10 protein-coding genes are annotated in these 11802 nt (G+C 45.0%); 4 read left to right on the top strand and 6 right to left on the bottom strand.

The window, feature by feature from the left end; translation table 11 throughout:
- Positions 1–48: 48 nt before the first annotated feature.
- Positions 49–225 carry a hypothetical protein gene (locus AC4OGX_RS17735; protein ID WP_493331998.1) on the bottom strand — a complete coding sequence of 59 codons (177 nt, stop codon included), beginning with the start codon at positions 223–225 and terminating at the stop codon, positions 49–51.
- 503 nt (positions 226–728) lie between these two features.
- Between AC4OGX_RS17735 and AC4OGX_RS17730 the strand changes: the two genes are divergently transcribed.
- Positions 729–914, top strand: coding sequence for a hypothetical protein (locus AC4OGX_RS17730; protein ID WP_493331997.1), 186 nt, complete (start codon positions 729–731; stop codon positions 912–914).
- Positions 915–1168: 254 nt separating this feature from the next.
- Here the strand turns inward: AC4OGX_RS17730 and guaA are convergent, their stop codons facing one another.
- Positions 1169–2461: a glutamine-hydrolyzing GMP synthase gene (gene guaA, locus AC4OGX_RS17725; RefSeq protein WP_493331996.1), complete on the bottom strand. Its 1293-nt coding sequence runs from the start codon at positions 2459–2461 to the stop codon at positions 1169–1171.
- Between the two features lie 149 nt (positions 2462–2610).
- On the opposite strand from guaA, the gene AC4OGX_RS17720 reads away from it, so the two are divergent.
- The 3 genes from AC4OGX_RS17720 to asnB are packed head-to-tail and all read left to right on the top strand — an operon-like array spanning position 2611 to position 5997.
- Positions 2611–3507: a dipicolinate synthase subunit DpsA gene (locus AC4OGX_RS17720; protein WP_493331995.1), complete on the top strand. Its 897-nt coding sequence runs from the start codon at positions 2611–2613 to the stop codon at positions 3505–3507.
- A gap of 6 nt (positions 3508–3513) precedes the next feature.
- Complete coding sequence (locus AC4OGX_RS17715) at positions 3514–4092, top strand: dipicolinate synthase subunit B (protein ID WP_493331994.1); 579 nt, start codon at positions 3514–3516, stop codon at positions 4090–4092.
- Between the two features lie 54 nt (positions 4093–4146).
- Positions 4147–5997, top strand: a complete 1851-nt coding sequence (gene asnB / locus AC4OGX_RS17710; RefSeq protein WP_493331993.1) for an asparagine synthase (glutamine-hydrolyzing) — start codon at positions 4147–4149, stop codon at positions 5995–5997.
- Between the two features lie 157 nt (positions 5998–6154).
- Here the strand turns inward: asnB and AC4OGX_RS17705 are convergent, their stop codons facing one another.
- The 4 genes from AC4OGX_RS17705 to AC4OGX_RS17690 all read right to left on the bottom strand — a co-directional run bounded on the left by AC4OGX_RS17705 (position 6155) and on the right by AC4OGX_RS17690 (position 11732).
- The gene (locus AC4OGX_RS17705) at positions 6155–7171 is read right to left on the bottom strand and encodes an Rpn family recombination-promoting nuclease/putative transposase (RefSeq protein WP_493331992.1); all 1017 of its coding nucleotides are present in this window, start codon (positions 7169–7171) and stop codon (positions 6155–6157) included.
- A gap of 371 nt (positions 7172–7542) precedes the next feature.
- Positions 7543–8214, bottom strand: coding sequence for a YoaK family protein (locus tag AC4OGX_RS17700; RefSeq protein ID WP_493331991.1), 672 nt, complete (start codon positions 8212–8214; stop codon positions 7543–7545).
- 123 nt (positions 8215–8337) lie between these two features.
- Positions 8338–11028: an ABC transporter permease gene (locus AC4OGX_RS17695; RefSeq protein ID WP_493331990.1), complete on the bottom strand. Its 2691-nt coding sequence runs from the start codon at positions 11026–11028 to the stop codon at positions 8338–8340.
- Positions 11025–11732: an ABC transporter ATP-binding protein gene (locus AC4OGX_RS17690; protein ID WP_493331989.1), complete on the bottom strand. Its 708-nt coding sequence runs from the start codon at positions 11730–11732 to the stop codon at positions 11025–11027. Before AC4OGX_RS17690 ends, AC4OGX_RS17695 begins: the two co-directional genes overlap by 4 nt.
- Between the last annotated feature and the right edge of the window lie 70 nt (positions 11733–11802).

The following is an 11802-nucleotide window of genomic DNA, read 5'->3' as shown; positions in this document are numbered from 1 at the left end:
CTAATGACTATTACTCAAAATTAGATAGACCTTTCTGTAGCCTTCCTCTTACTTAAAAATCTGCAATAGATACTGTACAATCTGCGTAAGCATCCACAAAGCTTCAATACCACGAAAGGTCAATTTGAAAATTTTTCCTCTCAGCCTTTTCCACTTCTTTTCAGATTTTTTGTTAGGTTTACGAGGCGCTACCTGAACATTCTGCACGAACAGCTTCTTTTTCATTAAATCATCTCCTTTAGAAGTTAGTAATATAGTTTCTAACCTCCATCCCGAAAGGAGAATGGTGCATACAGAACAGCCTATCTAATTCATTGCGCATCGCCGAGCTTCCCGAGCTCGGCGATGCGTTCGGTGCGAGCGTGCCACGGGTCTTTACGTACCATGCCGGCCCCTAACGATAGAGTACTCAATTGGTACTCCTCAAGTGCAGACGCACTCCATTTTATGGGATTTTGACCTCAATATGTATGACATATTGTTTAGCTGTATCTATACAATACCAAATCTTTTATTTGCTGTCAAGAACAAAATTCGCTATTTGCGAATTTTGTTTCATATATAACAATAATAAATAGCACGAACAGCATTCTTTTGTTTTCTAATTTCTTAAACAAATAATTAAAATAGCTTTTTTACACTATTATTCCTATTTATCCTTAATGCCAATATTATAACCTTCCTATCTGTTTCATGCTGTATTCATCGCAGATAGAAGGATACCGCTCATGGATCAAACATACATTAATGAACTCAGGCAAAAATATATCAAAAACCCACCAGAAGGAATGACACCTAAACTGGTCAGAAATATGACTCACTCCGATTTATTGGATATGCACTACTTCTTAACAGAAGATGATGATCTTGACGATGATGAATTTGAAGAAGGATTCTATATTGACCTTTTTTAACCACCGTCTATATCATTATGCCCGTCAGAAGCGGGCATTTTTCATGCAAGGGTTCTCTAATCGGAGAACTTTCCTTTAATAGCACAAAAAACCTTACCGATTTTCAACTTCATTTCTGAAAATCAGTAAGGTTTCTCTATGTTATTGAAATATTATTCTTTGAATATAGAGCCAAATGTTGCCAAATCGTTACCAGCCACTAAGCAAATATGCTTGCAACCCGTATAAATACTGAACTTTTCAAAGTCATTTCATCACTCAAATTCTATCGTTGCCGGCGGCTTCGGAGACATATCATAGCATACGCGGTTCACGTTCTCAACCTCCGCCAATATTCTTTCCGTGATCTTCTCCAGTACTTCCCAGTCCACCTTTTCGATGGACGCTGTCATTGCATCGATGGTATTGATCGCTCTTACGATCACCATATACTCGAAGCATCTCTCATGATTCTTCATTCCCACGGATTTGAAATCCGGCACAACAGTAAAGTACTGCCATACCTTTTTATCCAGTCCGGCCTTTTCAAACTCTTCTCTTAAGATCGCATCGGACTCTCTTACTGCCTCCAGGCGATCGCGTGTGATCGCACCCAGACAGCGTACTCCCAGTCCCGGTCCCGGAAACGGCTGGCGGTATACCATGTGCGGCGGCAGACCAAGCTCGATTCCGCATGCACGAACTTCATCCTTGAATAACTGCTTTAACGGCTCTACTAATTCAAACTGTAAATCCTCCGGCAGACCGCCTACGTTGTGGTGGGATTTTACCATCTTAGCAGTCTTCGTTCCGCTCTCGATAATATCCGGATAAATAGTTCCCTGTCCCAGGAAGTCAATTCCATCCAGCTTACGTGCTTCTTCCTCGAATACACGGATGAATTCACCGCCGATAATCTTACGTTTCTCCTCCGGATCTGCAACACCTGCAAGCTTACCAAGGAAGCGCTCTGTCGCATCCACATAAACCAGGTTCGCGTGAAGCTGGTTCTTAAACACCTCCACGACACTCTCGGATTCATTTTTACGCATCAGGCCATGGTTTACGTGTACGCATACCAGCTGCTGTCCGATTGCTTTTAATAAAAGTGCTGCAACTACAGAAGAATCTACTCCGCCGGAAAGCGCAAGCAGAACCTTGCGGTCTCCTACCTGACGTTTAATCAGTTCCACCTGGTCCTCAATAAAGTTTTTCATATTCCAGTTTGCTTCTGCCTTACACTGGTCAAATACAAAAGCCTTTAACGTCTCATCATCCGGTAGTTCGCTGTACTGCTTCTCACACTTAGAGCCCGGATAGTCTACAGAAATCATCGGATACCCACAATCATACAATGCAGGATTCACTTCGACTGCCTGTCCGTCCACTACACGATTCTCTCCACCATTTAAAATAATTCCCTTTACATTCTCTAATGCTTTTAACTCTTCCACAGTGATATCATGCGGGTGAATCTCGCTGTATACGCCGAGGCTGCGGATTTGGCGGGCAAGCACTGTGTTATTTGTACTTCCCAGGTCCAGAATAACAATCATGTCCTGTTTCATCTGTCTTCCTCACTTTCTATACTCGTTCATTTTCATTTTCCTCTATTATAACTGAACAATGTGTGATTTTCCATCCATGAAATGAAAATAGCACACTTTTTTCTATTTGCATATAATAAATAAAATTGTATTTTGTCAGGAGTTTCATAATGGAATATCCACAAAACGATTACGCGGTCATCGGCGGAGATATGCGGCAGGTTTATCTGACCGAAGAGCTGGCACACCATCAGAACCGCGTTGTTTACTATGCCCTCATGGACACGCCAGATGAACGCAGATACTCTGACGCTGCTTTCGTCACAGCTGCTGCCTCTCTTAATGAGGCCGTAACTTCCTCACACTGTATCGTCTGCCCGATTCCTTTTAGCAAAAATGGTGTCCACCTGAATCAAAACGTGCTGGATCAGGACGTTCCCCTTTCTTCCCTGCTGGACCTCCTAACAACAGGCCAGTCATTTTTTGCCGGCTGTATCCCTGCGGATTTCAAAAATACAGCACAGGAAAGTGGTGCCTTCGTCTACGATCTGATGAAGGACAGCTGTCTTTCTGTCTACAATACACTTGCCACTGCGGAGGGCGCCATCTGTGAAGCGATCCAGAGAAGCCCTCAAAATCTGCATCACAGCCGGTGTGCCGTACTGGGTTACGGAAAATGCGGCCGCACGCTGATCCAGTATCTAAAGGGAATGTTCTGCTATGTATATGCATGCTCCTATCATCCCGAACAGTGCGCTCTTGCCAAAACATTTACCGATGATGCGGGCGGACTCGATGATTTTGCAGGGCGTGCCGGAGAATTTGATTTTGTATTCAATACCATCCCAGATAAAGTAGTAACTGCTGAGATCCTGGCGCAGATGAAACCGTCCGTCACGATTATTGATATTGCCTCTGCTCCCGGAGGTGTGGATTTTGCCGGGGCACGTCATCTTGGCCTCAATGCAGTCCTTTGTCCCGGTCTTCCCGGCAAATACGCCCCGGCCTCTTCGGCTAAGGCAGTCAAAGAAGTCATTGAAAAAAATAATATCATCCATAAGGAGTGAATCCAATTGTCTTTAAAAGGAAAAACCATCGGAGTAGCCTTTACCGGCTCCTTCTGTACCTTTGATAAAGCATTTCAAGAACTACAGAAACTGGTCGATGAAGAGGCCCTTGTACAGACCATTTTTTCCGATTCCGCCTGCAGTTTTGACAGCCGTTTCGGAAAATCACAGTCCTTCATTGAAAGAGCGGAGGAAATCACAGGGGTAAAACCGATGCTGACCATTCCTCAGGCTGAACCCATCGGCCCCGGCAGCCTGCTGGATATCCTTGTTCTGTTTCCCTGCACCGGAAATACCCTGGCGAAACTTGCAAACGGGATCACCGACACCCCCGTTTTAATGGCCGCCAAAGCTCATCTGCGGAATAATAAACCTCTGCTGATTTCCATTTCCACAAATGACGCGCTTGGCATGAACATGAGAAACATCGGTCTTCTGATGAATGCTAAAAATGTGTACTTCATCCCCTTTGGGCAGGATAATCCCAAAAAGAAGCCCAATTCTATGATCGCGCATACGGAGCTTTTGATTCCTTCCATTGAAGCCGCTTTAGAAGGGCACCAGTATCAGCCTGTCATTCAGTAACTTAAGGGCCTGCGGCTTCGCCGCATTCTAATGTATGTAAAAGGAGACTTAAAAATGTGTGGAATTGCAGGATTTTTTAATCCGTATGTGGATTACAAAACGGAAGAACCAAAATGGCAGCATGTGCTGAAACGAATGAATGCTGCCCAGAAACGGCGGGGACCGGATGATGACGGGACTTACTTAAGCCCCATCTGCGGCCTGGCTCATGTCCGTCTGGAGGTCATTGATCTGGTGACCGGCCACCAGCCTCTTGTAAGGCAGGAACAAGGACGCGAATGTGCCATTGTTTTTAACGGTGAGATTTACAATATGGAGGAATTAAAAGCGCAGCTGATGCTGGAAGGTGTCTGCTTCCATACAACAAGTGATACGGAGGTGGTCCTGGCAGGCTACATGCTGCATGGGAAGGACTATATCAAAAAGCTGAATGGAATCTTTGCATTTGCCTTATGGGATTCTGCATCCGAGGAGCTTTTCCTGTTCCGCGACCGTCTGGGCATCAAGCCCTTGTTTTATACAATGATCGGCGAAACACTAGTCTTTGCTTCTGAAATAAAAGGCCTGTTTGCATATCCTGGTATCAAGCCTGTCCTGGACCAAAACGGTCTGTGCGAAATTTTTGCTCTCGGTCCCGCAAAATCTTATGGAAAGGGTGTCTTCAAGGATATCCTTGAACTCCTGCCGGGACAATGTATTACCTTCGACCGGACCTCCTGCAGTGAAGAATTTTACTGGCAGCTGGAGAGCCGCCCTCATGAAGACAGTATGAAGGAAACCATCGAAAAGACCGCCTGGCTTGTGGAGGATGCAGTGAAAAAACAGATGCTTTCTGACCTGCCAATCAGCACCTTTCTATCCGGCGGTGTGGACAGCAGTCTGGTAACAGCTATCTGCGCAAAAGAATTAAAGAAACAGGGGAAGACACTAGATACCTTTTCCTTTGATTTCGTAGGAAATAACAAGTACTTCAAATCCAACTCCTTCCAGCCAAGCCAGGACCGCCCCTTCGTCGAACAGATGGTAGAATACTGCGGTACCAATCACCGTTTTCTGGAATGCAGCAATCAGGATCAACTAGACTGCCTCTTCAAGGCAGTAGACGCCAGGGATCTTCCCTGTATGGCGGATGTAGAATCTTCTATGCTGTATTTCTGCTCCGAGGTCACCAGCCATAACAAGGTGACACTGACCGGCGAGTGTGCCGATGAGATTTTCGGGGGATATCCCTGGTTCCACAGCAGGCAGGCTTTTGAAACGGATGCCTTCCCCTGGTCAGCAAGCATGGAGCCGCGGCAGGCACTGTTGGATGACAATCTCGTACATGAACTGCATATGGAGGAATATGCCCATGCCGCCTATGAAAAAACGATCCGGGAAACTCCGCTTCTTGCAGAAGATACCCCGGAAGAAAAGCGCCGCCGGGAAATTGCCTATCTCAACCTGCGCTGGTTCATGGTAACTCTGGTAGACAGAATGGACCGGACCAGTATGTATAATGGACTGGAAGCCCGAGTCCCATTTGCCGACTATCGGATCGTGGATTATCTCTTCAATGTCCCCTGGGAAATGAAGTGTCCTGACGGAATCGTCAAAGGTCTCCTCCGCCATGCCGGAGAGGGACTCCTGCCAAAAGAAATCCTTTGGCGAAAGAAAAGCCCTTATCCGAAGACCTATGACCCTGCCTACGAAAAACTGCTTGGTGACCAGTTAAAAGAAGTCCTGTCTGATCCAGGCGCTCCCATCCGTTCACTTCTGGATACCAGAAAAGTCAACGCTTTCCTGAACAGTCCATCAGATTACGGCAAACCATGGTACGGACAGTTAATGGCCGGCCCTCAGATGCTGGCCTATATGCTGCAGGTCAATTACTGGCTGGAGAAATATCAGATTCAGATCATTTAATGCCAATTTTCAGAAGAGCAGCTCCTATTCAGATATGCCAGGCGTATTTGCAGCGAAGCGCATCATGCTCTGAAACAGTTAAAAACAACAATTGGGCGAAAGTTTCTTCTTCACTTTCGCCCAACAAACAGCATCCATTCTGGTATTAAATAACCTGCTATTGACTAATCACCATTTCTGCCACATCTAAGTCCGTCCGTTTTTCGTCCTCCATCAAGAAATCTGCCACCTTCTGAACATAAGCAGGCTCCAGTTCTAAAGCATCTGCTATTTCAGAAAGTTCCATTCCTTTTCCTAATTTCTTCCTGATCATAGCCACAGTTTTAGCCGCCATCCCTTTTTCTATGCCTTCTTCAATCCCCTTGTTGATTCCATCCTGATATAAATCCTCCAATGCTTTACACATATTGATTCCTCCTGACTTTTCTTCTACTGATTTCAGGCTCTGATCCGACCCCAGCATCACTCTTAGTGCATGATAAGACTCTTCATCTATCCGGCTGAAATATGCCTTATTCTCCTGTACATATTTCAGTAATTTCTCTTTGCTTTTTCTATATTTTAGCATACCGAATACCATCTGTAAATCTGTTTGAAAACACGTTAAGTCACTATATTTTCTTGGGTCTATCAGGTTAATCCTGTAATTTGGCACATACTTTTTTAACATTTTATACTCTTCTCGTCCTATCCCCAGCAGACCATGCAGATCCTGACTGCCATCCCACTCCTTTTCACCATAGTAAAATACGATAGTTACCACCGGATACAACAGATCTGTACACTTTAGCCCAGAAAGAAACTCGGCAGAATTTTTCAGTTCTTTGCATTTTCTGCGTTCTTTTCTTATCCCATTTATCTGTTCCACATAACTTAATGCATCATATAACATCCCCCTGACAGGCATTCCGTAATGGACTTCTTCCTGATTTTCACAGGCCAATACCACCACCCTTGTCCCATCCGCTGCCGTCATGCAGATATCTCTGTAACGCTGAACTGTGATTTCTTCCCCATTCGGTTTTCGAATCACCAGTCCCTGTTCCGTATCTTCCTTTTGCAGATTCTCTGCTGTGAAAATTCTTCTTCCCTCAAACAATGAACCATTTACAAAATCCGTAAACCGTTCCTTATTAGAAAGCCATTGTTTCATATAAACATTGTTTTTACCCATATGCAATTTTCTCCTTGTCAGATCATACAAACTCTTATGTACTGAATCTCATATTACAGCACGCAAAACACCACATAATCTATATCACGTAACATACCGACAAGTGCCATTCACTCAATAGACATCACCTGCTTTCAATCTATCGCTATACTTACTTTCAATTTTCAAACATTGAATAAACGGGTGAACAACCCTTGAAATGAAATCTGTAATCTCATTATGATTAAATTTAAAGAATGTTTGAAATGCCCCGGACATCACTTCCAGGTGCATTTAATTTAACACAAAAAATCTCCCGATACAAGTGAAAACAGGGAATGCTTCACTATGAAACATCCCCTTTCTCTCTATGCCTTTCCAGCCTGCATTTTTTATAGATCTTCTTTCACAAACATAAGCACAAATCCCACGAACAGAAGCCCTGCCGCAATCCAAATGACACGCAGTCCCATATGGATGCTCATGAGCGCCCCCACTGCTGCCCCGACTGCAAAAATCAGGATCACAAAGTAGTAATGCATGCTTTTTCTTTTGAGCTCCGGATCCTTTGTGATATGATACCTGCACAGCATTTCCGTGGCACTGCGCATATTTCCGATACACATCGTCGTGGCACAGGGAATCCCCTTAAACTTTCTGAAACTGTTCACCTGCATGGCACACGCAAAAGACATCAGCACATTGGCAGGCATATCCATAGAATGAGGAAGCAGACCAACTATCACTAAAAGAACCGTCTCCACAATCAGAACGATCTGCCGCCAGTGCAGTTTATCAGATTCTTTATATAAATGATGTACCCACTCTGTCACATATACCCCGCCGATAAATGCCGCCAGGGGCATCACATAATGAAGTGCATTCTGGAAATTTCCCTGGGCAAGGTTCTGTCCAAGAAGCACGATATTCCCGGTCTGGGCATTTGCAAATACTTTTCCCCTGCAGTTATAAGAATAGGCATCCTGAAATCCTCCTGCAAGTGTCAGGAATACTGCCAGCATCATTGACTCTGACATCTGCTGGTCTGCTCTCCACTTTATCATCCATCCGGCCTCCTGCTCATTCATTCTTTTCCTATTATAAGGCGTTCTTCCAGAATGTAAAGTGGATTTTTCATAAAAAGACCCCACACCGTTCCATCTGGCTCCGGCAAAGGGCCTTTCTCTTTATTCCCTAATCTCGTCAATGATCTGCTGCCTTAATACAGACTGCCCGGAGATCAAAACCGCTGCAATACAGATCAGTATATTAATCCCTGCCATCCCAAGAATCTGTAATAAAGGCAGAGTACCGTTGGGATGCAGATATAATAATATATGGGTGACAAAATAGTATAAAAACTTCTGTAAAACCAAATACGCCAGAATCATCACTAAGCTGGAATAGATTCCATATCTTAAGCCTTCCTTGACCAGCATCCTGCGAAATCCAGCGTCCGTGATCCCCATGGCACGAAGGATGCCGAATTCATGCTTTCTTGCTGCCACAAGGTACTGCATACTGTTCATGATATGCAGAAGACTGATGATGAAAATAATTGCAGCCACCCCATAAAAGAACACCATTTTCCTCTGCAGATAAAGATTCTGTACCTTGATCTGCTGGGTATAATCTTTCACAATGCACTTCGGGATTCCCGAAACTATCTTCCGTATCTCTCCGGATACTTTTGCCGCATCGGCACCCTCTTTCAGATTGATACTGACTGTCTGATATCCTTCCACCCCGAAGTTTTCCTTCATCTGCTCATTCGTCATGATAATATCCACCTGGTTATCGCCGTCGTCTCCGATAAACGTATCCACCTTTCCCATCGGACGGCTGGTGAGTGCCGCGACTGTAAACCCTTTTTCTGTATACTGATCGTCCGATGCCTGAAACCGAAGGATCTCCGGCAGATTTTCTATCTCTGCATATGGCTTTACAGACGGATTTCCTGGTGTTTTTAAGAGAATCTGATCCCCAACCGCCAGGTCAAATCCATCATAATTCCCTTGCCCGTCCATCAGTGTCTTGAAGATTACGCTGTTTTCCCTGCGCATCACATCCGGCCGGATCTCTCCTTCTAACAGATAGTCATTAAGCGCTGTGAGCATTTCATCATCATACCCATAGATATTGACTTTCAAACGGTAATCATCTTCCCCGGTCTGAACTGCCACCCCATTATATTTTTCCATCAACACAGGATTTGGCTGATTGTCTTTTTGATTGGCGGTTTCCGCATAATATTCGGGCCATTTAAAAATACCGTCTGGAAGAGATATCTCTCCCAGCATATAGCTGACCGGGCTTACTGTTTGTAATTCTTTCAATTCTTTTAACTGGTTAACCGCAGACTGCGATATGGTATCTGTCAGACTGTCTGATTCCTCGTACAACTGGATATCCGATCCCAGCCCATCGTCTGCTTTGAATGTCAATTCATTATGGATCTTTGTATTTTCCGTGACATAGGTGGTTCCGAGGAATATAAGGCTTCCGGCGGACAAGGAAATCAGGATTCCTAAGAATGCCCCCTTTCTGGCAAACATAAATTTCTTCGTCAGCACCCCCGTCAGATTTTCAGATCTTCTGCTATATATCTTCCTGCTTTTGCGCTGTCTCGCGTTCTCATTGGTGAGCAGCTCCCTGGTCGTCAATTTTCTCATTCTTCTCACCAGCAGACCGGATGTCAAAACAATGAAGAACAAAAGGCAGACTGCTCCCCCCGCTATCACAGCTCCTGATATATGAAATGTGTCCGCTGCAGGCAGGGCAGGCATGGAAGTGTCCCTTACCGTACCTGTGTGAGTATAAGAGCTTTCCGGTGGAATAAATATCTGTCCATTCCTTTGATATAGAAGTGCTGCCGCACCATTCCCCACCAGACATCCGATCGGATAACCTATAAGCGAGATCATCAAAAGCTCTGACATCAGCACTCCGAAGGTATTCTTCTCTTCCATGCCCACGGCCTGCATCATACTGTACTGAGACATTCTTTTTACGACAGAGACCTGAAACAGACTGTAAATGATAAAGGCTCCAAACAGCCCCAGTGCCGCAAGTATCACTCTATCAGTCAGGTTCCAGTCATCATTTAAGCTTGCCCATATATAGGGCAGTCCCGCCTCCTTCATGGAGATTCCGACCTTGATGACCTGAAACAAGCCCTCCCTTGATTCACCGCCTAAAAACCGGATCACATACGTGTTGCCGTGCACATATGTCTTTTCATCGATTCCGAGGGCTTTTATAAACGCACTCATTTGTTGGTACGGCTTTCTTGACTCCTCAAATTTCAGATAAATAAATGTCCCGTTTTTTCCATAATCCAATTCCGGATTTACAAAGACCTGCATGGTGTTCAGCTTTGGCATATCGCTGAAAATTCCGCATAAGGTAAAGTTTTCCCCATCCAATTGTACACTGCTTCCCAGCTCCTGCGGGATCTCCAGGTTTCTTAAGGTAAACTCATCCATTGCCACTTCATTTTTCTTCTTCGGATAGTGCCCTTCTATCAGCTCTCTTCCCATCATGTCCAGGTAATCCTGATCTGCATATGCCATCTCGATCTGATAGGGTTCTTCTATTACCTTGCGTATGGTCAGGCTTCCGTCCTGCTCGACCTGATACCCTTTTCCTGTCTTATTTTTCTGATATTTGGTATACCAGGAATCATCACGGCCTATACTGTAATGCCAGTCCCCATATTTATCTTTTGCATTTTCCAGCGCGGCATACCTTCCGCTTCCCAACAGAGAACCGATCCCTGTGAGCAGAGACGACGACAGGATGACTCCCAGAAGAAGGGCCAGCGTCTGCTTCTTATAATATTTCACATAGGCAAATGCCAGACGGATACTGTTTTTCATCGTAATTCACCGCCTTTTGCATAAAACTCCCGCTCGCCGTCGTAAAGCATACCATCCTCGATCCTGATGATCCGGTCACAGGTCTGTGCGATCGCTTCATTATGCGTCACCATCAGAATCGTCTGGTTATACTTTTTACTGCTTGCCTTTAAAAGCCCCATCACCTCGATCGTGGTCCTGGAATCCAGATTCCCGGTAGGCTCATCTGCCAGGATCAGTGCCGGCTTGTTGGCAAGGGCACGCGCCAGAGCCACTCTCTGCTGCTGTCCGCCAGAGAGCTCGTTTGGGTAACTTTTCCTCTTTTCCCACAGTCCCAGCTCCTTTAGCAGTTCTTTGATATAAGCATGATCCACGTATTTTCCTTTGTCGAATGTGACAGGAAGGGCCACGTTATCATATACATTCAAAACGGGCATCAGGCTGTAGTTCTGGAACACAAACCCGATGTTACGCCGACGGAAGATCGTCAGCTCTTTCCGGTTCAGCTTCGCAACATCATGATTCCGGATGATGACATTCCCCTTCGTCGGCACATCCAGGCCGCCGATCAGATTCAGCAGAGTGCTTTTTCCACTTCCGCTGGCGCCAACGATCGCCGCAAACTCTCCGAGCTCCACAGTAAAACTTACATCCTTAAGGGCATGGACCTTGTTTTCACGAAAGCCGTATGTTTTTTCCACATTCTGTACTTCTAAAACCTTCATTATTCACACTCTCCTTTTCTTTTTCACACTGTTATCTTAACAAGGCCCTCTTACAATCTCCCTACAAATA

The organism is Faecalicatena sp., from assembly GCF_058819085.1.
The sequence above is the reverse complement of the archived record's forward strand: the minus strand, read 5'-3'. Positions and strand labels throughout refer to the sequence as shown.